Source organism: Paenibacillus sp. SSG-1 (assembly GCF_002224835.1).
Taxonomy (GTDB): Bacteria; Bacillota; Bacilli; order Paenibacillales; family Paenibacillaceae; genus Paenibacillus_AQ; species Paenibacillus_AQ favisporus.
The window spans coordinates 2,499,713-2,520,966 of sequence record NZ_MBRK01000001.1; the positions used below are offsets into that span (position 1 = coordinate 2,499,713).

Genomic DNA, 21,254 nt, shown 5'->3' on the forward strand with positions numbered 1-21,254 from the left:
GACAGGAGGCGGATATGATCGATCAGCAGGAGTATGGAAAATACGTGCTTGGATTGATGGATGAAGAAGAGGCTGAAGAAACTGTAGGGCCCATTGAAGAAGAGATGTTTTACGGCTATTTTCAAATCTATATGCCCAGCGGAAAAGGGGTGGAAGCTACGTTCGCACCCTTGGAAGACGGTGATATCTTTTTACAACGCATCCTCCCGATCTATGAAATGCTGGATCCGCAGGACTTTCAAGGGGAATGGGTGCCCGGGTATTTTAACGGAAAATCCGATCATGTATCCGAAGAGGAGCTCAGGGATCTTGGTAAAAGGCATATCCTCGGTTTGAATCAGCTGATGGACGATCATGCCGAGCTGGAGGAAGCGGTTGAGGCATCGGCGTATCTCGGAACGGTCTCCGAAGTAGTCATCGTATCCGGCAGTGAATTCGAAAAATTCCGGGAGGAATATGATCCCGTCGTACACGAATCGTTGTTTGAACTGGTGAGTGAGCATACGGATGATCAGGAACCTGTTCAAATGTTGAGCGAGGCTTATTATTCCATTGCCTGTGACTACTGGATTTCGTACTACCTTCAATGGCACCGATACGGGCTTGAAGGAGACCCGCTTGCTCCGTATTTCGAGCTGTACAAGCTCGGATATTCGGCGATTTTTGCGAACGGTAAGCTGTATATCGGTAAGCCATAGGAGTTGAAACCGTCGACGCAACGGAATCCTATGAAAAAGGCGCCCATCCAAGATGGCCGCCTTTTTGTGTTTCATACAGTAATGATCAGTTTGATGTGCCGCGTACCTTGCCTTTCTTGAACAGCAGCGGATAAAACAGAATGCCGCTGACGATCAACACGATGCCCAGCAGGAAGGTTTTCAAATCCGCCGTTCCCGCGATGATGACCCAAAGCGAATACAATGCCGCAAGCCCAGCGATCATGCCCTCGGTTACCCGTTCTTTGCGAGCTGTAAAGGTTTCTCCGGTCCAAATCAGCTTAATATGATAGAGTGAAGCAATCAAATAAGGGACCAAATAGGCAAGCGTAGCAATGTAAATGATAAAATCGAACGCCGCCGAGATCGAGCCGGAGATCGTCGACAGCAGCAGAACCTGACCGACTGCGTTCGAAATCCATAGCGACGTCTTCGGCATGCCCTTTCCGTTTTCCTTGGAAAAGGAAGGGAGAAACACGCCCAGCTTGGCGGCCTGAAACGGCACCTCGGCGCTCAGCAGCACCCAGCCGATCGTCGATCCAAGCAGGCTGATCAAGCCCAGCGCAGCGAGGAGCTTGCCGCCGATCGGGCCGATTACCGCTGTGATGCCGTCCACCAGCGGATTCTGGGAAGCCATCAGCTGATGCTGTGTAAGCAGTCCCATCGTCAAGATGCTGATGCCCACATACAGGACGATGGAGATGAGCAGCCCGGCAATGGTTGCGCGGCGGATGTCCTGCTTGCGGCGGGCGCGGGCGGCAAAGACCATGGCGGATTCGACGCCGATAAAAGCCCACAGCGTTCCAACGGCAGCAGCATTGACCTGGGACAGCAGGCTGAGCGTTTCGCCGCTGTCATTGGTCCGTGGAGCCAGGAAGGGGCCGATGTTGCTTTTTTGAAAAGCGAATAATGCAATGATAATAAACAAGGCAAAGCCAACTACTTTGGTAGCCGTCGCGATAAAATTTAATCGGCCCGCACCGTTCATGCCTTTCATGCAGATGGCGTGCGTGCCCCACAGCAAGAGCGAGCAGACGATAAATGTCAGCACATTGCCCGCCTTTAACGTCAATATTCCGGTATCCACCCACACCTTATCGCTGGTCAACACGGGAAAAAAGGTCGACAGGTAACTGGCGAAGGTCGTAATCACCGCGACAAACCCGGCTATATTGCCTACCCAGTACCCCCAAGTGGACATGAAGCCGGCCAGGCGGGAGCCATGTGAGCCTTCCCGGAACAGCTCCTTCGCATAAATTTGCGGCCCGCCGCTCAGCTCCGGCTTACGGACAGCAAGGCTTCCGAAAACCAGCGCCAGCATAAGAACCCCGAGCCCAGTCGCCAGCCAGGCCAGAATGACGCCCGCAGGGCTGGCCGCTTCGGACAGCGAGCGGGGCAGCATAAAAATTCCGGAACCGACCATATTCCCCACGACGAGAGCGGTCAAAATCCAGAATCCCAGTTTGTGTCTGGTCATGATGTCAAACTCCTTTTGAATGAATAATGCATCGACTTGTTGAAAAAACACTGACAAGTATTAATCATACACTTTCTTCTGGTAAAGCACCAGAGTAAAATTTAGGGGAGCCAATTTTATGACGTTACGCCTTCTGTAGGTTTCGCTTGTCCATTCGGCGGGGAAGAATAAAGAAGATAGAACAAAGATGGAACAACTTTGCACAAGGAGCGTGGGAATGTTGAGAGAAATCCGTGAAGCGGGTCAAGGGTTCGTGATGGTAGAGGATGACCGGGAGGTGGCGGAAATCACTTTTCAGCCCCTAGACGATAGAACCATCGTCATAGACCATACGTATGTGTCCGAAGAGCTGCGAGGGCAGCGGATCGGGGATGAACTGGTCAAAGCAGTGGTGGATATGGCCCGGAAGGAAGGCAAGAAGATTATTCCCGCCTGCTCATTTGCCCATGTTCAATTCAAGCGGCATAAAGAGTATAAGGATGTGTGGCAGCAGGAAGAACGCTGATCGAACAATAAGAAATGAGGTGGGAGCTGTGAAACGAAAAATACTCGTTACCGGTGCAGCCGGACGGATCGGAAGCTGTGTAGCGGATGGACTCCGGTCGACAGGCAAGTATGAAGTGGTCGCAACAGATATTCGTCCCGATCCGGAGCACGGAGTCGGCAAGCTGGACATCACGGATGGAGAGGCTGTGGCGGCAGCGCTGGAGGGTATCGATACGGTGCTTCATTTTGGCTGGGCTAAAGACGAAGACGATTTCCTCGGGAAGGTGCTCCCGATTAACGTAACAGGTGCTTATCACATTTATGAAGGCGCCCGTAAAGGCGGCGTATCGAGGGTTATTTTCGCGAGTTCCAATCATGCCACCGGTTTTTATAAAGTAGGAGAGCATATCAAGCCCGAGGATCACCGACCCGACAGCTTTTATGGGCTCAGCAAAAGCTATATCGAGCTGCTGGGCCGTTACTATTCTGATAAGTATGGAGTTTCCTCCGTGAACATCCGGATCGGCAATTTTCCGGGCGACGACCGTCCGCACTCGGACCGTACTGCTCATATTTGGATCTCCCGGCGCGATATGGTGCAGTTGGCCGAATGCTGCATTGAGGCAGATCCATCCCTTAAGTTTTTGACCATGTACGGAACCTCAGCGAATGACGACAATTATTATGATATTGGATATCTGCGCGAAAAAATCGGCTATGTGCCAAAGGACAACGCGGCGAACGTGCTGGCACGGCAGGGGCTGGACGAAGACGACATCAAGCAGGAGGAAGGGGTATACCAAGGCGGTCCAGGGGTAAAGAAGGAATAGGCATAGAAATAATGGTTCTGAATATGTCCCCGAGAAAAGCGGGATTTGCTTTTATAAAAAGTTGCGAAGGAGTTATGTCGTCTGCAGGCGGTGTAGCTCCTTTTCTTGTTGACTTTGATCAATGAGCTCGGAACAAAAAGCTTGCATTGGAACATAAGAAAAACGTCTATCGACGTACCTTCAAAGAAGACAGACCGCATTTAGCCGAAGTTTTTCTTGCGATTATAGAATGGTTCAGCTTCGCTGAAATTTATAAATTCTATAATCTTAAAAAAACTCCGCCATACGGAAGTTATCCCGTGAAAGGCGGAGTTAGAAGGTAAACAAAAATAGAGTTGCCAAAATGAAAGCAACATGGTAAATTTAAATATGCGTCATGCGATCCCTATTGATTTAATCAGTATTTCCTAATTATATCTTACACCATAGCGTCGGTTCCGTCAACCCCTATTTTTCAGAAACTCACAATCATTTGTGTAAAGGAGTGTTTCTTCATGAGTCAAGAATTTCAACAGGAGCAGCAGCGGGTGGATCAGGTGATTGGCATCATCCAAGATCAGATCAACGAATATGAGGAAGCAACGGCCCGCCGCCGGCAAGAGGTTGTGGACATCCGTAAGCATTTCTGGGAAGACGTTACGGTGAACACGGACAACTTTGACGATTTTCTAGAAACGATTATCAGCTTAAGGCAGCAGTCCGAGGTTCTCTCCTTAAGCCAGGGCAGCCACCGCCAGTCCTCCAAGCGGCTGTCCCAGCTTCAGCGCATGCAGGATGTGCCGTATTTCGGGCGGATTGATTTTGCCGAAGAGGGAATGAATGAGACAGAGCGCGTGTACATCGGCGTTTCTTCACTCACGGATGCTACCGGTGAAAAGTTCCTGATTTATGACTGGAGAGCCCCGGTCTCAAGCATGTATTATGACTGCACACCGGGTCCGGCTGAATACATCACGCCCGGCGGGCCGATTCAGGGCACGCTGGAGCAAAAATGGCAGTACATCATCCGCAGCGGAGTTATTCAGTCGATGTTTGATACCCGGCTCACCATCGGTGACGAAATTCTCCAGCAGGTGCTCGGTCAATCCGCAGACACGCACATGCGAAGCATCGTGGCGACGATTCAGCAGGAACAGAACCGGATTATCCGCCATGACAGCGCACGTCTGCTCATTGTTCAGGGGGCGGCCGGGAGCGGCAAGACGTCGGCGGCATTGCAGCGGATCGCTTATTTGCTGTACAAATACCGGAACCGTTTGACGGCAGACCAAATGCTTTTATTTTCGCCAAACGCCATGTTCAAGAGTTATGTCTCCAGCGTGCTGCCAGAGCTTGGGGAAGAGAATATGCAGCAGGTCACGTTTCAGGAGTACCTGAATCACCGGCTGAGCGGCTTCTTCGACGTTGAAGATCCTTACACGCAGCTGGAATACGTCCTTACGGCTTCGGAAGACCCGGACTATCGGGTGCGGATGGCGGGTATCCGCTTTAAGGCGACAAAGGCGTTTTTTGATCGGATCCAATCCTGCCGCCAGGCGCTGGAACAATCCGGAATGGTATTCAAGGATATATCCTTTAAAGGCAAAACGCTCGTTTCCGCCGAGGAAATTCTGGAGAGATTTTACAGTGAGCACACGACGCTTCGCTTTAACAACAGACTGGAAAAGTTGTCGGATTGGTTGAAGGAGCTGGTCAAAGAAGCGGAGAAGGCCGAGAGAAGAAAGCCTTGGGTGCAGGACGCCGTTGAGCTGGTCGACAATGATGAATACCAGCAGGCTTATGCGCATCTTCGAAAAAAACACGGGTTAACCGAAGAATCGGAAGAGGATGTGGATCTGGAACTTGTCCGTAAGGAGCTCGCGCGCCGGATCGTCAGCAGGAAATTCAAACGTATTCGGCAACAAATTAAAGATTTGGGCTTTATCGATACGCCGGCCATCTATAAGCAAATGCTGGTTTCCCATCCGGCTGACGGCGAGGTTGAAGGAGCAGAACTTCCTTCCGAATGGAACGAAATCAGCGAAATGACGTCCCAACAGATGGACCAAGGGAAGCTTTTATATGAGGACGCGACACCTTATTTGCTGTTAAAAGAGCTGATCGAAGGCTTCCAGACCAATGTTTCGATCCGGCATGTCCTCGTGGATGAGGCGCAGGATTATTCGCCGTTTCAATTCGAATTTATAAAAAGGCTGTTCCCGGCGGCGAAAATGACGGTGCTTGGCGACTTCAACCAGGCAGTCTTCGCGCACGCCGACGGTACGGATGATTTCGGCATGCTGGCCGAATTGTACGGAGAGGAACAAACCGATGCCATTATTTTGAACCGAAGCTACCGGTCCACCAGACCGATCGTCGAATTTACACGAGCGCTTATTCCCAACGGAGAAGAGATCATTCCTTTTGACCGGAACGGAAGCCGCCCCATACTCACGAGAGCTGCCGATACGGAGCAGTTACATCAGTCCATTCGGCAAAAAGTCAAACAATTCCGGGAACAGGGGCACCGGACCGTTGCGATTATTTGCAAATCCGCAGCCCAAAGCGCATCCGTATTCGAATCCCTTCACGATCTGGAGGATATCAAGCTCGTTACCAGCGGTTCGATCGAATATAAACAGGGGATCGTCGTCATTCCGGTATATTTGGCCAAAGGAATCGAGTTCGATGCAGTGATCGTCTATAACGCTTCGGACGAAGAATACGGAGAAGAGAGCTTGCGTCGGCTGTTCTATACCGCCTGTACCCGGGCCATGCATGAACTGCAACTGTACAGCATCGGGAAACCGAGCCGTTTTGTTCAAGAGGCAGCTTCATGGATTGCGGAAGATTCGATTTCATGAATTGAAAACCATCCCCATTTCATGTATCGTCAATCACAATGAGAGACGCTGCATGTGGGGAGGACCATATCATGACGGGTAAGATCGTTGTCGTATTAAAAGCTGTAATCATCCATCAAGGCCGTATTCTGATCCTCAAACGATCCAGTTCAGACGAAGTAGGCGCGGGAGGCTGGGAAACAGCCGGTGGGAATCTGGAGTTTGGCGAGGATTTGGATACCGCTTTGATTCACGAAATTAAAGAAGAAGCGGGGATTCACGCAAGTATCGATCGATTGCTGTTTGCAACGACATTTTTTACGGATCCGGGGAGGCAAATTGTGCTTTTATCTTATCTGTGCAGAACCGACGAACCGCGTGTAACCCTGTCGCATGAGCACGACGAGTATAGATGGGCTACGAAGTAGGAGCTCGTTCAATATTTGCCTGAGGAGATCATCAGCGACTTTACGAACCATGGCGTCTTTGCGCTCCCCGAACTGATTTAATTCCGTATCAGTGCGTAGGCTAACGATCTTTATTGCATTTTATCCACTCTACGCCGCTTTAGGAGCGATTTGAAAATTTCACAGTTAGATGACGGCCGCAAAATCATTACGGTGCAAATGAAAAGAAATCTGGGCTGAGTTCAAACAAATTTATCGGAAGCGGCGGTTTGACAAGGCATATAAAGAGAAAGCCCGCTTTGCAGCGGGCTCGTTATGCTCTCAGCTCTCAGTTTATCGAATCTTTTATTTAGTTCTGCTTCTCGGCTGCCAGAATCATTCCCGAATATTCCAGAGCCTCGATTCGGTAAGTGCCGCCACTCTCTATGACAATTTGCTTGTATCCGAGCTCGTATTCCTTACCGTCCTCTGTTCGTACGCGGTCCCCGCCACGTCTAGGATCCCATATTTCGACGACGTGCACGGTTTTGACCACTGGCCCCTGAACGATATCTGCTGTTACTCTCCCCAGCATAACTAAAGGGAATAACGATAGGAAGAATATAAAAATGGCTAATAGCAAGTCTGCTCTTCGCGTAACCGGTTGCCGTTTGCCGTACCGAAGCACCACGTATGTAAAAATATAGCTGAAAAATATTAAAGCTGTGCAGTATCCGGCGATTCCAATCCACAAAAATTGGCGGACATGACCATCATACTTCAGCCCGACAATAGCCAGTTCTACCAGGCATAGCAATAGCAGAACGATCCGCAGGATGTTTCTTTTCTTTTGGTACCAGACCCTTGGTGGAGAAACTAGAGCTCCCGACTCCTTCATGGGCATCTCCTTTCGTCACTCGATCATATTTGGACTTATCAAAGCCGACATTTGCAAGCAGGACGCAGCACTCACCGGCATCATTCAAAAAATAATGGAAGATCCTGCAAATTGCAAGCCTGAATATTAGGAACAGGAAAAGTGTATGAATCATCCAGCACACAGGTGCACGCTGCTGAAACCCGATCTAGTGCGGCTCCGTAATGTTACAAGGACAACATTTTTGAGCTCACAGGGGGAACGAGCGCGTGGCCAGGCATTCGAAACGTCAAACAAAGCACAGCAGCACAAATCGTAATCAAGGGGATCGCAAAGGTAAATCCAAGCGGAAGGAGAAACTTGCAGGAAGCCGGGCTTCCCGTTTTTGGCTGGGTTTATTAAAATTCCTGGGCTTTTTCATATTAGCCGGCTTACTGCTGCTGTACTGGGACTCGGCCAGGTTGGCCTCATTAATCTCACATGCGGCTCCGGTTCAGCAGCTGACAGCAGACACGAACGGGATCGTCCGGATCGAAGGAGAAGCTGAGGGGGAGACCGCTGCAGCGGATCAAGGCAAGTTACGGCAGCGTTACCTGCTCCTTCAAAAGGAAAAGTTTAATTGGCATTGCAGCAAAAGCGGATGTAACTATATGTGGAATGAAGACGCCGTCCCGCAAGTATGGGGGAATTTAAGCATTCAAGGCGTTAAAGTGGAAAGTGAACGTTTCAAATTCTACTCCGGCTGGCTGCCTCTGGATTTCGAAACAGTAGAAACGAGCCAACTCCCCTTTGTCCATGAGGGGGAAACATCCCGCCCGCTGCTTGTGGAGAGCCCTAAGGAAACGGCCTACGGTTATCACGCGCTTAGTCCAGGGCAAAGGATCACGGTGATCGGCCGGGCCGTTAACGGACATCTGGAGCCCATTCATCTGCCCGGCGAGGGAGAAGATCAGCGTATGATTTTGATTGGAAGCAGTGTAGAGGAGATGCTCTCCAGCGAAAAGGAAACGCAAATCGGGGTTCTCATCGCTGCCGGATTCGTCATGCTGTTTTTGGTCCCTGTGATCGTCGGGTGGATCCGAAAATTGTTCAAGAGGCTTCAGACTCTGCAAAGCAAATAGTCTTTATTTACGTAACGTCAACGAACATCGTAGCAAGACCAATTGCAAATCGAAAAGCAAGTTCATCTGAACAGGTCAAAAGTCCGCGAAAACCGCGGACTTTTTCGTTTGCTCAGAATGGTTAAGCCATTGGAGTTTGCAGTGCTCTCTCAGCATTGGCACGTCCATATTTCCACAGCGTCCCGGACCCGGGAATCGGGCCGGTCAACATCCTCTTTTCACAATTAAGATTCGCTAAAGCTTGTTCTCTTAAGCTATTCATACGCAAGGGACAAGGTATAACATACACAACCAAAACGGATGCGGGAAAGGAGGTGAGTTCCTTGAAAAAAACTTCGTTACTTACCGGTATTGTCATCGGATCGGTTTCTGTCCTTCTCCTTGTGCTGCTTATGAAATGGAGCCTCTTTATCGGGCATGATGTTCCGGGAAAAACCTGGCACGGTCTTGTCGAACAGGGGCATCATGGGTATCCGGGATTTACGAGACCGGGAGAGCGCTCAGAAACGGGGATGAAACCTGTGTGGACGGCACTGCTTCAGATGACTCTGATGATCGGCGGGATGCTCCTCTTCCTGAAAAGCAGGGGAGGGCTGAAATGGGCCGGAGCCATCCTGGCTGCCCTGGGTACACTCAGTTTATTCACCCCGCTGTGGGGCACGATCATTCTGATCGCCGTTTTCCTGCTGTATAAAAGGATTGTCAGCCAGCGTAAATTGCTTTCCGATCCGGGCTTTTCCGACGTGACGCCGTTATCGTATGAGCATAGTTCTAGCCGAGGACAATTCCTGGATGAATGGGAACGCAGACAACATAAGGAGGATTAATATATGGGAATTTTTACGAGAATCAAAGATATAGCCGCAGCAGACGTGCACCGTCTCTTGGATCAGGTCGAAGATCCCGTCAGCATGGCCAAACATTATATCAGACAGCTTGAAGAACAGATCGATCAAGCACGCGGGGCGCTGCAAACCCAGATTGCCGCGGAGCAGCGGTATGATCTGCTGCTGGCATCAACCGCTGAAATCGTCAGAAAGCGGGAGCGCCAAGCTCAGCTAGCCGTCGAACGCAATGAAGACGATATCGCGGCGATGGCCATTCAAGAGAAGCTGCATCACGCCAAGCTGGAGCAGACCTATACGGAGCAGCGTGATACGGTCAGAAAACAGGCCCAATCGCTTCGCGGTGAAATTCAACGGCTGCAGGACGTGCACAAAGAGCTAACGGACAAGCTGGCATTTTTGCTAGTACGTGCCAATGCGGTGAATACGATGCGGGATACGGCAAGAACCGCTCCTGTCTCCGATATCAGCAAAATCCCCCGCGGTTTTGAGCGCATGGAGCAGAAGCTGATGCACGTAGAAGCAGGGACGCTGGCTTATCAAGCAGCTGACAAATTAACCGATTGGTCGCGTCAGCAGGAAGTTCAGGAAGAACTGGCCAGACTGAAGTCAGCCAAACAAAGCTCTTAATCCTGGAAGTGAATGGTGTATGGTGAACCCCTGTTTCTTAGAGAAGCGGGGGTTTGCCTTTTTATAGGAAACGGATTTCCAGTAACGAAAGTGTCATTGCTTCCTTCCCGTGATATGGTAATCTCATTGAAGGGGATTCATTTCCATTGGGGACCGAAATCCACGGCATAAGGAGGAGAAACATGAGTTTGCTGTCATTTTTGAAAAGATTGCTGGGTTCCGGTTCGGCTTCCGGGGATAACTCAAAAGAAGGGAATAAGGGTCACGGGTTTGATATACCCATACCACCATACATAGGCATCAATAAAGAGATACAAGGTTTATCCGATCTCGTCATACGATTGGAGAACGCGCTGGGAACGGACTATATGGAGCACGTAAAGCAGCGGGTTATGGAGCGCCATCCCATCAGCCAAACCCAATATCAATGGATGCTTCTGGAAGTGAAGAGGTTCTTTCTCATGTGCGCGATTCTCAAGCAGGTTCCCATGTTCAGTAAAGATGCCGACCTGATCTGGCATGAAATGCTGATGTTTACCCGCGATTATGATCGCTTCTGCACCACGTTCGCAGGACGGTTTATTCATCATCAACCTAACGTGGCCTACACGAATAATAAAAAATTGCCGGAAGAAGAGAGGGCACGGTATGATTTGATCTACAGCATGCTGTTTCACATTTATCCGGCAAACGAGGCACTTCTGAATCCGTTTTTCCAATTTAAAATCGACGAAGAGTTCTTTCAAACCTTCGACAATCTAAACGATCAAGAGATCCGCAGCCGATATTTTCAGAGCAGTTCCGATGCCGCAATCGAAGCCATTCAACTGGCCATCATTGGCTCGATCCGAAAACATTATCGTGACGTCAAGTCAGCAAAACCCGGCACATTGAGGGCAAGCCGTCCTTTGCCTCCCAGAAGCGGCCGAGGTCAATCCACCGGCATCCGCCGAAGTGAGGAGAACGGGGTGACGGTAGATCCGTTCAGCTCCATTCTGTTTCTGACGGCCATGGATACGGATCCGTGGAATGATGACGACCCTTCGGGCGATTGGAATCCTTCTGACAGCGATCCTTCGACAAATCCTGGGGTGGACGATTCAGGCCTATCTCCGGACAGTGACAGCCCTAGCGGCGATGATTCCGGCAATTCTTCTTGCAGTTCGTCCTGCAGTTCGTCCAGCGATTCTTCCTGCAGCTCGTCCTCGTGCAGCTCCTCATCCTGCAGTTCCTGTGGAGGGGGAGGAGACTAGGAAACCTGTACATCTTTACCTTCAAAAAATTCATCTGCTTTCTGCAGGTGGATTTTTTTGTCATTTATATTGACCAGCAGGTCAGCATCCTGTATGATTTTACTAACCAATTGGTCAGCATACTAGGGAAGAGGTGATGAGACTGCCGATACAGCTCTACGAACAGGAGAAAATTTTGCAAGCCTGCTTAACTGTGTTTGCCCGCAACGGCTACAAGAACACTTCAACGGAAATGCTGGCGGCTGCTGCCGGGATCTCCAAAGCTTTGATCTTTCATCATTTCACAAGTAAGAAGAAACTGTATCTTAACTTAGTGGACCACTGCTTTGAGAAGGTCCGAACGGGTATCCATTTTGATGAGCGGACTACGGAACATGCTGATTTTTTTACAGCCATCACGGAGTTAAGCCGTGCGAAACTCGGCTATTTTCGCGAGCATCCGGATGAATGGAAGTTGGTATATGAGGCATTTTATGCCACACCGGATGGCTTGAAGGAGGAAATCGAGGATAAGTACGGCCAGGTGAGCGAAGCCCGGAATGCGCTGTTGGCACAGCTTTTTGACAAGGTTCCCCTTCGCGAAGGCGTAAATCAAAAGTATGCATTCGAGCTCGTCATGACTGTAACCAGACATTTCGAAACGAAGTTTCTGGATGAGACGAAGGGGATGAGCCATATTGACGGAGCCTATACCCGCAGCCTTATGGAGGAATTGGAAGCTTTTTGTGACATGATCCGATACGGTATGGAAAACTAAAGTGAAGAGGTGAGCGGCCGTGAAAGACATCACCAGCAGTGATTTAGTGGCACCGGAAACGATGCGTGATTTCAATGCGTTTTACCAAAAACTGGTCAATCGACAGGAAAGACTTTACCGGCTTGACGACTTTTTTGGCATGGGCAAAGCTTGGATAGCTTTTCGGTATGAGGATGTCTCAGCGATTTTGAAAGATCCCCGGTTCCTTTCGGACCGGCGAAAGTTCGCTTCACAGCAACAATCTTCACCTGAGAAAAGCTCCGTCAATGAATTGCTCGAATGGTTCAAAAGCATGCCTAATATGCTCATGGTGGATCCACCCGATCATACCCGGCTCCGGCGTTTGGTCTCCAAAGCATTTACGCCCCGAATGATTGAGGATCTGCGCCCGCGCATCCAACAAATCGCCGATGAGCTGCTGGATAAGGTGGTCAGCCGGGGCAAGATGGAACTCATTTCTGAATTTGCTTATCCGCTGCCTATCATCGTAATCTCGGAGATGCTGGGAATCCCCGGCCATCATCAGGCGCGATTTCGCGAGTGGACCCACAAGCTGGCCGAAGGCGCGCTGAACCCCGGCCAAGCAAACTTGGTTCAAGAAGCCCTACAGGAGTTTATTGATTACATTCAATCTTTGATTTCCGAAAAGAGGGTACGGCCCGGTAACGATGTTATCAGCGGTTTGCTGCAGGCATATGACGAGGGCGATAAACTTAACGAGAACGAGCTGCTCTCTACCATTTGGCTGCTCATTACGGCAGGACATGAAACGACCGTGAATTTGATCGGCAACGGAACCCTGGCACTGCTTCAGCATCCAGAACAAATGCAGCTGCTACGTGAGGATCCGGCCCTTCTGCCGGGTGCGGTTGAAGAGCTGCTCCGGTATGCGGGGCCGGTTATGATTACGGGCCGGGTTGCAGATGAAGATATCGAGATCCATGGTACACTCATTCGAAAAGGCGAGATGGTTATGGTTTCGCTGGCCGGAGCGGATATGGATGCAAGCCGATTTGACGGGCCAGAGCGGCTGGACATCACAAGACAAGAAACCGATCATTTGGCGTTTGGCAGAGGAATCCATCTTTGCTTGGGAGCACCCCTTGCCCGCATGGAGGGACAAATCGCGTTCGGCTCGCTTTTGCGGCGCTTTCCCAACCTGCGTCTCGACGTGAAACCGGAAGACCTGGCATATCACTACAGTACGCTCCGATCATTGGTGAGCCTTCCCGTCAGCTTTTAAAGCTTCTTCATATTCATGTTAGAGGAAAAGTCCGCGAAATGCGGACTTTTTATATTTTGGAATCCGATTCTCATGCATTGCCTTTCTAGTGGTTCAATTTGTTATCCGTAAGGCACTGAATCAACTGTAATACCACAGTGATCATCCTATTATTCATTCAACAATCCAGCGTACCATACAAACTTGTTTTAGAATATTACGATTATGAGCAATTTTTTACGAGAAATAAAAAGCGCTTTCATTTAGGATGGTTCTGAAAAGGAGTGATCACTAGATATGTTGTATCCAATCGTAACGTCAACCCGAAGTATCATCGACTTAAACGGAATTTGGAAGTTCAAGCTGGACCACGGCACCGGATTCCAGGAGGAGTGGTACCGGTCCGGACTATTCGAAGCGATGACCATGCCCGTACCCGCCTCTTATAACGATATCGGCGTTTTGGCTGAGATCAGGAATCATATTGGTTGGGTATGGTACGAACGGGACATCGTCGTGCCGAACCTGCTTGCATCCGAGCGGATCGTACTGCGCTTTGGATCGGTTACGCATGCGGCGAAAGTATACCTGAACGGAGAACTCGTCATGGAGCATAAGGGAGGCTTCCTACCCTTTGAAGCAGAGATCAACCGTTTCATTCAGGCAGGCCCAAACCGTTTAAACGTGGCAGTCAACAATATCGTTGATCAGTCCACACTCCCGGTTGGATTCCATTATGAAAAAGAAATTCCGGGAATAGGGAAAAAAGCGTGCAATGAGCCCAATTTTGACTTTTTTAATTACGCCGGAATCCAGCGTCCGGTCAAAATTTATACGACTCCGCAGCTGTACATCCAAGATGTAGACATTGTCACCGAAACGAATGGCGATTCTGGACTTGTGAAATATAAGGTCAAGGCATCCTGCGGACTAAAGACCCGAGTGAAAATCGTTGATGAAGAAGGTGAGGTTGCCGCTGCCGGAGACGGTGCATCAGGAACTTTGTCGATATCCCGCGTAAACCTTTGGGAGCCCTTACATGCGTATCTGTATACGCTTCGCATCGAACTGCTGGATGATGACAAGATCATGGATGTATACGATCAGCCTTTCGGAGTCCGAACCGTCGCGGTGAAGGACGGGAAATTCCTGATCAATAATAAGCCTTTTTACTTTAAGGGTTTTGGCAAACACGAGGATGCTCCGATCCATGGCCGCGGTTTTGACGAAGCCGTAAACGCCATGGACGTTCATTTAATGAAATGGATCGGCGCGAACTCGTTCCGCACAGCCCATTACCCATATTCGGAGGAGCTAATACGCCTTGCGGACCGAGAAGGGCTGGTCGTGATCAATGAAGTGCCTGCGGTAGGGCTGCACTTGAATTTCATGGTGATGTTGTCTGGCGCCCCGCGAAGCAGAAGCACCTGGCAGGAGCTGCAAACTTTTGAGCACCATCAAGAAGTCATTCGGGAGTTGATCGCACGGGATAAAAACCACCCTTCGATCGTTATGTGGAACGTCGCTAACGAGCCGGCATCCGAAGAGGAAGGGGCGAATGAATATTTCGAACCATTGATCCGTCTGCTGAAAGAGCTGGACCCGCAACACCGTCCAGTAACACTGGTCACACATTTAGGCGCCACGCCTGACAAGGACAAGGTCGCCAATCTCTTGGATGTGATCTGCTTGAACCGCTATTACGGCTGGTATGTGGACGGCGGCGACCTGAACGCAGCACAAGCGAAACTTCGGGCCGAATTGAACGCCTGGACGCAGCGTTGTCCGGACGTGCCGATTCTGATGACCGAATATGGCGCCGACACGGTGACCGGTTTTCACGACGTTGAGCCGGTTATGTTTACGGAAGAGTTTCAAGCGGAATTTTATAAGGCATACCATGAAGTCTTTGACGAGTTCCGTCATTTTGCCGGCGAACAAGTCTGGAGCTTTGCCGATTTCGCCACCAGCCAGGGCATCATTCGTGTACAAGGTAACAAAAAGGGCATTTTTACCCGTGACCGCAAGCCTAAAATTGCGGCGCACGAACTGCGCAAACGCTGGTTAGACATCCCCGATTTCTACTATAAAGAAAAGATGTAGAGGGCGGGATTCGTTTGCCCAGTATACGAATTTGGAGATTGGATCATACTGAACATTTTGTTTCGGGGGGATCACATGGAACCACAATTTGGACTGAAGACGGCAGAGAAACTAATCGTCCGGGAGGAAACGCGAAAATTCGGAATTCGAGACAAGCTCGGGTATTTGTTCGGTGATTTCGGCAATGATTTTTTCTTTATTCTAGTCAGCTCATTCTTGATGGTCTATTACACGGATATTTTCGGCATGAGTGCGGCTTTGGTCGGGGGCCTGTTCCTCATTGCAAGGCTGTGGGATGCTGTAGCCGACGTGGCCTGGGGGAGATTTATCGATACCCGAAAATCGGGAAATCAGGGAAAGTTCAGGCCGTGGGTTTTGAGAATGTCCTTTCCGCTCGTGGCAACGGGCGTGCTTATGTTCATTCATCTCCCGGGCATGTCCACAGGATTCTACGAAGCATATGCGTTTGTGACCTATATCCTGTGGGGGACATTCTACAGCACGGTCAACATTCCATACGGCTCTATGGCATCCGTCATTACGAACGATCCGGTGGAACGCACGAGCTTATCCACCTTCAGGACGCTGGGTGCTTCCCTCGCGGGGTTGATCATTAATGTCGCCGGTCCGCTCATCATATTTGTGGATAATCAAGCCAATGCCAACCGCTTTCTGCTGGCGGCGGTCATTTTCGGCATCCTCTCGCTTTCTTGCTACATGGCCTGCTATCGTTTATCGGTCGAGCGGATTGTGGATCCCGATGTTCAGGGGGATAAAGCCAATCTCGCCAGGACGCTAAAAGGGCTGATTCGCAATAAACCGCTTGTCGTCATTCTGGCGGCTTCCCTGTCTTTTATGATTTGCTTCATGCTGGTCGGTGCTGTCAACGTGTATTTGTTCAAAAATGTGTTTCACAGCGCGGCGGCTCTAAGCCTGGTGGGATTCCTCCAAGCAGCTACCGTCTTTGTGGCGATGCCTCTTGTCAAACCGCTGGTATCCAAATTCGGCAAAAAGGAAACCGCATCGGCCGGAATACTGCTTGCAGCTGCAGTCTATGCAGTCATGTATGCGATGCCGGGCTTGAGCGTTCAAGCGTTTATCGCTCTCCTTGCCGTCGCCATGTTCGGTTACGCGTTTTTTAATCTGGTCATTTGGGCTTTTGTTACGGATGTGATCGATTATCATGAGTTCCTGACGGGACTTCGCGAGGACGGAACGATCTATTCCATATACTCCTTCGCCCGTAAGGTCGGGCAGGCGATTGCCGGCGGACTCGGTGGTTTTGCCATTGCGGCCGTCGGATACGATGCCAAGCTCAACGTCCAGAGTCCAGCCACCCTGCATGGCATCTACACGCTGTCCACTTTGGTTCCGGCAGTCATTTTATCGGCTATTTTCCTGATTGTGGTGTTTTTGTATCCGCTGAATAAAACACGGACACTGCAGCTTGCAGCCGATCTGAAGAAGAAAAAGGAAGCCCTGCCGAAATAGCAAGCTCCAAAAAAGGAAAAAAGCCGCAGACTTAGATTCAAGTCTGTGGCTTTTTTGCTGCTTTGCACTGCAGCGTTTTACGGTAATCGCTCGGCGTAACCCCTTGCAATTGCTTGAACACTTTCGTGAAGTAATTGACGTCGCTGAAACCGACCATCTGCGCAATGTCCGTGATGGAGATCGGCTCGCTGCGGATGATTTGCAGCGCCTCCCGGATTCGCAGGCTGTTGATGTATGAGGTAAGGGGCTGCCCGGTCTCTTTCTTGAACTGCCTTGACAGATCGGATGGGCTGACATGAACCGCAGTCGCAATTGCCTCTAGCCGGAGGGGCTCGGCGAGATGCAGCCTTATATATTCGATCGCTGTGCGGATCACCGGACTGTAATATTTCAGAGAGAGTTTACGGACGGTTTCGCAGTATTCGTAGAGCATCTTGTCGTGCAAGTTTGACAATTGCTGTATGGAGGTTGTTTTTTCAATTTGGATGGCAAACTTCTCGGAAATGCTGTCGATATACACCGGATGAACGCCGCCTTGCTCCGCAGCTTTCCGCAGCAGCGTATTGGTGACGAAGGCAAGGTTTTTGCGCGAGCGTAAGGGATTATTGGGGATACGGTCCGGCAGTTTGCTGAAGATCGCCAGTTCTTCCTGCATCGCATCCAACTTCTCGATACTGCCGTTCTCGATGACGGACAGCAGCTTGTTTTCGGTCCGGTATCGATCATTGATCGTCAGGATAGCCTCATCGGTTTTCTCTTTGACGGTATCCGGCAGCCTAACGAATTCGTTTTGAACATCGATTTGGATCGTTTTCAGTGGGCTTTGCTGTTTCCTTTGATGAAAATGGGATGAAAGAAAACTGAGAAACTCAACGAGACGATCGGTCTTGTCCGAGCTGATTAATGGCAGGGACAAGTAATACTGCTCGATCAGGGGCATAAAGGTGATAGGCAGATGATGTTCAAGTAATACGGTATTCAAACTGGATACGGACGGCTCGTCCAGAAGGAAAGGGCCCACGATGAGGCTACCAAAGCTTGTCCCGTCCGCATAGAAATGAACCGAAATGAAGTTCAATCGAAAAGAAGTTGAATGGAGTTTAATGCTGGGCTCGGGACCGGAATCGCCTGGATTGAGGTTCGGTCTTATGCTGTTGAAATAAGGCTGAAGGGCATCGGGGATTTGACTGTACATGAACTCCCAGCAAATCCCGCGGGACGGATCGGTAAATACCGTATCCATATTCGAGTAATCATGTGCGAAACGGAAAATTTGTTGCAGCTCGGCCATTCTGCTGTGCATATTCTTCACCCCGAAGTTGATCTCTATATATTTTATCGGTAAAGGCTTCTTCCAATCAACAAGGTTTTCATATGCATGCCTCCAACAGAGGACGCGACAAGCGTTCTCCGTTTTGTTGCACCTTCTATCAATTTAAGGTTGCTGTAAGGTTGGGATTAACATGCTGAAAGGTTCGGGATTTAACATAAGTGATGTAGGCGATAAGGAATGAATACAACCCAATTGAAGGAGATACTCATGAAAACGATACTGCAAGCGGAGAACGTCAATAAAACCTTTGGCACCAAAGGAAACCAATATACGGCACTGCACAATATCAGCCTTAGCATCGAAGAGGGCGAATATGTCGGCATCATGGGACCTTCCGGTGCGGGGAAATCCACCCTGTTGAACATTTTTTCGACGATCGACACGCCGACTTCCGGGGAAATCATCATTGATGGGCACAACATCGTGACTATGAATGAAGAAAAGCTGTCCGATTTCCGCCGGAATAAGCTCGGCTTTATTTTTCAGGACTATAACCTGCTCGATACACTCACGGTCAAGGAAAACATTCTGCTCCCGCTGGCCCTGTCCAAAGTATCGGCGGCAGAGATCGAACAGCGGGTTAACGAGATTGCCGACACGTTTGGAATCCGTGAAATCCTTGATAAGTACCCGTACCATATCTCGGGCGGACAAAAGCAGCGGGCAGCGGCTTCCCGGGCGATCGTGGCCAATCCGAGCCTGATTTTGGCGGACGAACCGACCGGCGCGCTCGATTCGAAGTCGGCCACCCGCCTTCTGGAAAGCTTGAGCCGGCTGAATCAGGCAAATCGATCCACCATTATGATGGTTACGCATGATGCAAATGCGGCGAGTTACTGCAAGCGGGTCATTTTCATCAACGACGGCCGGCTGTTCATGGAACTCCGGAAGGATAGTCTCTCGCGAAAACAGTTTTTTGGTCAAATACTCGAGGTTCTGGCGACGCTTGGAGGTGAGGAAGATGACATTGTTTAATATCGCCGGCAAAAATATCCGGAATAACTTCAAACATTATTTTCTGTATTTTGCATCAATGATTTTCAGCATCGTTATTTATTTTACGTTTGTGTCGTTGAAGTACGATCATACCATTCAATCGGCATCGGAAGGGTCAGATAAAATCAACTCGGCGTTCAGCGGAGCGGCCGTCGTCCTGATCATCTTCGTCGCGATCTTTATCTGGTATTCGAATTCATTTTTTACGCGTAAGCGCAAAAAGGAGGTCGGACTGTACTCATTACTCGGCGTCCGAAAAAAGCAGATCGGCCGCATGCTCTTTTATGAAAATTTCCTGATGGGTGTGTTGGCACTGCTGGTCGGCATTGCGCTTGGAGCCGTGCTCAGCCGTTTTTTTGTCATGCTCCTGATGAACGTGATGGGTTACGATGCCATGCCGAACTTTGCCATTTCCCCGGCCGCCGTCCTGAACACGATTACCGTGTTCTTAATCATTACGCTGATCACTTCGGTGCAAGGCTACCGCCTGATTTACCGGTTCAAGCTGATTGAGTTGTTCCGGGCGGACCAGGAGCGGGAGAAGGAACCTCGGTCATCGGTGTGGATTGCTCTTCTATCAGTCTTGCTTGTTGGTTTCGGCTACTGGCTTGCGCTGCAAAACATGCTGACGTCACAGGCATGGAAAACGATTGGTGTGCTGGTGACCCCGCTGGTTATTCTGGTCTCGGTTATTCTCGGCACGTATCTGCTGTTTAACACATTGACCGTTACACTGCTGAAGCTGGCCCGCAAACGGAAAAGAAGCTATTGGCGGGGGTTGAACCTGATTGGAACTTCCCAGCTTTTGTACCGGATGAAAGGGAATGCACGCACGCTGACGATCATCGCCGTGCTGAGCGCAACGACGCTGACGGCGGTCGGAACAGCATACAGCTTGTATTACAATAACCGGATCAATGTGGCGCTGGCGAACCCGAACAGCTACATGTTTATTGGAGGGGACAAAGCGACAGATAACAAAGCAGATCAGGCGATCGAACAAGCTCCAGGTCACAAAGTGATCTATCATGAGTCCATTCCATTGCTTGAAGTGGATGCCGACACAACGGGACTGGGGCAAACAGACGGCTCCAATGATCAGACGTTTACGGTGATGTCGAACCACACCTTCAACAAGCTGGCCAAGCTGCAAGGACGGGACGAAGTGCTCAGCCTTCAAGGAAACGATGCCGCGGCTCTGGAGCCCGGGTATATGAAGGGGATTTCACCGGCATACGAAGGTTCTACCATTGTGCTGACTGGAAAGGGAATCCATGAACAGATCCATTTTACCGAATTGAAAACGTACAGCGTGCTGAACCTCGGGACCGTCTATTCCACCTTGGTCGTCAGCGACGATTTGTTCGCGTCGCTTCAGCACAAAGCCAAATCCTTGACCGTCCAAGCATACGAGATCACGCATCAGGACAAGGCCAAGGAACTGACCAAGCATCTGAGCAGCATTCTGCCCGAGACCGCCGGCCTGGCGAGTTTCTATAGTGATTATGCACGGGGAATGGAGTCAACCGGACTGATGATCTTTATGGGCGGATTCCTTGGGCTCGTATTCCTGGCAGCGACAGGCAGCATTATTTACTTCAAGCAGCTGACGGAAGCAAGCAGCGACAAAGCCCGGTATTTGATTTTGCATAAAATCGGCGTTAAAAAAAGCGAAATCCGCAAATCGGTCGCCAAGCAGGTGCTGTTTGTATTCGCGCTGCCCCTTGCGGCCGGCATTGCCCACTGCGCCGTGGCCTTATCGGCTTTATCGAACCTGATGATGACCAGTCTGGTCGTTCCCGTCGTCAGCTGCATGGGCATTTATATTTGCATTTATCTCGTTTATTATTTCCTGACCGTCAACAGCTACTACAAAATCGTTACGAATGTAAAGTGAGGAGTGGATTGA

Annotated in this window: 18 protein-coding genes; 15 read left to right on the top strand and 3 right to left on the bottom strand. The window is 50.0% G+C overall.

Annotation, left to right across the window (positions count from 1 at the left end; translation table 11 throughout):
• Window positions 1–14: 14 nt before the first annotated feature.
• Window positions 15–698 carry a hypothetical protein gene (locus BCV73_RS11630; protein ID WP_256992824.1) on the top strand — a complete coding sequence of 228 codons (684 nt, stop codon included), beginning with the start codon at window positions 15–17 and terminating at the stop codon, window positions 696–698.
• A gap of 85 nt (window positions 699–783) precedes the next feature.
• On the opposite strand, the gene BCV73_RS11635 is transcribed toward BCV73_RS11630, so the two are convergent.
• Entirely contained in the window at window positions 784–2,193 is a 1,410-nt protein-coding gene (locus BCV73_RS11635; RefSeq protein ID WP_179231969.1) for an amino acid permease, read from the bottom strand.
• Between the two features lie 220 nt (window positions 2,194–2,413).
• Here BCV73_RS11635 and BCV73_RS11640 point away from each other — a divergent pair, with 220 nt between their 5' ends.
• The 4 genes from BCV73_RS11640 (at window position 2,414) to BCV73_RS11655 (ending at window position 6,759) form a co-directional block, all read left to right on the top strand.
• Window positions 2,414–2,698, top strand: a complete 285-nt coding sequence (locus BCV73_RS11640; protein WP_089550208.1) for a GNAT family N-acetyltransferase — start codon at window positions 2,414–2,416, stop codon at window positions 2,696–2,698.
• 28 nt (window positions 2,699–2,726) lie between these two features.
• Complete coding sequence (locus tag BCV73_RS11645; protein WP_089547211.1) at window positions 2,727–3,509, top strand: NAD-dependent epimerase/dehydratase family protein; 783 nt, start codon at window positions 2,727–2,729, stop codon at window positions 3,507–3,509.
• 494 nt (window positions 3,510–4,003) lie between these two features.
• Complete coding sequence (gene helD, locus BCV73_RS11650) at window positions 4,004–6,352, top strand: RNA polymerase recycling motor HelD (protein WP_089547212.1); 2,349 nt, start codon at window positions 4,004–4,006, stop codon at window positions 6,350–6,352.
• Window positions 6,353–6,423: 71 nt separating this feature from the next.
• Window positions 6,424–6,759, top strand: coding sequence for an NUDIX hydrolase (locus BCV73_RS11655; protein WP_089547213.1), 336 nt, complete (start codon window positions 6,424–6,426; stop codon window positions 6,757–6,759).
• A 328-nt stretch (window positions 6,760–7,087) separates the two neighbouring features.
• Here the strand turns inward: BCV73_RS11655 and BCV73_RS11660 are convergent, their stop codons facing one another.
• The gene (locus tag BCV73_RS11660; RefSeq protein ID WP_089547214.1) at window positions 7,088–7,615 is read right to left on the bottom strand and encodes a hypothetical protein; all 528 of its coding nucleotides are present in this window, start codon (window positions 7,613–7,615) and stop codon (window positions 7,088–7,090) included.
• A gap of 248 nt (window positions 7,616–7,863) precedes the next feature.
• Here BCV73_RS11660 and BCV73_RS11665 point away from each other — a divergent pair, with 248 nt between their 5' ends.
• The 8 genes from BCV73_RS11665 (at window position 7,864) to BCV73_RS11700 (ending at window position 17,016) form a co-directional block, all read left to right on the top strand.
• On the top strand, window positions 7,864–8,715 hold the full coding sequence (locus BCV73_RS11665) for a hypothetical protein (RefSeq protein ID WP_089547215.1): 852 nt from the start codon (window positions 7,864–7,866) through the stop codon (window positions 8,713–8,715).
• 323 nt (window positions 8,716–9,038) lie between these two features.
• The gene (locus BCV73_RS11670; RefSeq protein ID WP_089547216.1) at window positions 9,039–9,542 is read left to right on the top strand and encodes a hypothetical protein; all 504 of its coding nucleotides are present in this window, start codon (window positions 9,039–9,041) and stop codon (window positions 9,540–9,542) included.
• Window positions 9,543–9,545: 3 nt separating this feature from the next.
• Entirely contained in the window at window positions 9,546–10,190 is a 645-nt protein-coding gene (locus tag BCV73_RS11675; RefSeq protein WP_089547217.1) for a PspA/IM30 family protein, read from the top strand.
• Between the two features lie 182 nt (window positions 10,191–10,372).
• A complete protein-coding gene (locus BCV73_RS11680; protein ID WP_089547218.1) occupies window positions 10,373–11,443 on the top strand; it encodes a glycine-rich domain-containing protein in 1,071 nt (356 codons plus the stop codon).
• Between the two features lie 136 nt (window positions 11,444–11,579).
• Window positions 11,580–12,200: a TetR/AcrR family transcriptional regulator gene (locus tag BCV73_RS11685; RefSeq protein ID WP_244879269.1), complete on the top strand. Its 621-nt coding sequence runs from the start codon at window positions 11,580–11,582 to the stop codon at window positions 12,198–12,200.
• A 19-nt stretch (window positions 12,201–12,219) separates the two neighbouring features.
• Entirely contained in the window at window positions 12,220–13,443 is a 1,224-nt protein-coding gene (locus BCV73_RS11690) for a cytochrome P450 family protein (RefSeq protein WP_089547219.1), read from the top strand.
• Between the two features lie 276 nt (window positions 13,444–13,719).
• Window positions 13,720–15,525, top strand: a complete 1,806-nt coding sequence (gene uidA / locus BCV73_RS11695; protein WP_089547220.1) for a beta-glucuronidase — start codon at window positions 13,720–13,722, stop codon at window positions 15,523–15,525.
• 75 nt (window positions 15,526–15,600) lie between these two features.
• Window positions 15,601–17,016: an MFS transporter gene (locus tag BCV73_RS11700; protein ID WP_089547221.1), complete on the top strand. Its 1,416-nt coding sequence runs from the start codon at window positions 15,601–15,603 to the stop codon at window positions 17,014–17,016.
• A 37-nt stretch (window positions 17,017–17,053) separates the two neighbouring features.
• Here BCV73_RS11700 and BCV73_RS11705 read toward each other — a convergent pair whose 3' ends face one another.
• Entirely contained in the window at window positions 17,054–18,319 is a 1,266-nt protein-coding gene (locus tag BCV73_RS11705) for a helix-turn-helix domain-containing protein (protein WP_089547222.1), read from the bottom strand.
• Between the two features lie 237 nt (window positions 18,320–18,556).
• Between BCV73_RS11705 and BCV73_RS11710 the strand changes: the two genes are divergently transcribed.
• On the top strand, window positions 18,557–19,324 hold the full coding sequence (locus BCV73_RS11710; RefSeq protein WP_089547223.1) for an ABC transporter ATP-binding protein: 768 nt from the start codon (window positions 18,557–18,559) through the stop codon (window positions 19,322–19,324).
• The gene (locus tag BCV73_RS11715; protein WP_089547224.1) at window positions 19,311–21,242 is read left to right on the top strand and encodes an ABC transporter permease; all 1,932 of its coding nucleotides are present in this window, start codon (window positions 19,311–19,313) and stop codon (window positions 21,240–21,242) included. The genes BCV73_RS11710 and BCV73_RS11715 overlap by 14 nt, the downstream gene beginning before the upstream one ends.
• The last annotated feature ends 12 nt before the right edge of the window (window positions 21,243–21,254 follow it).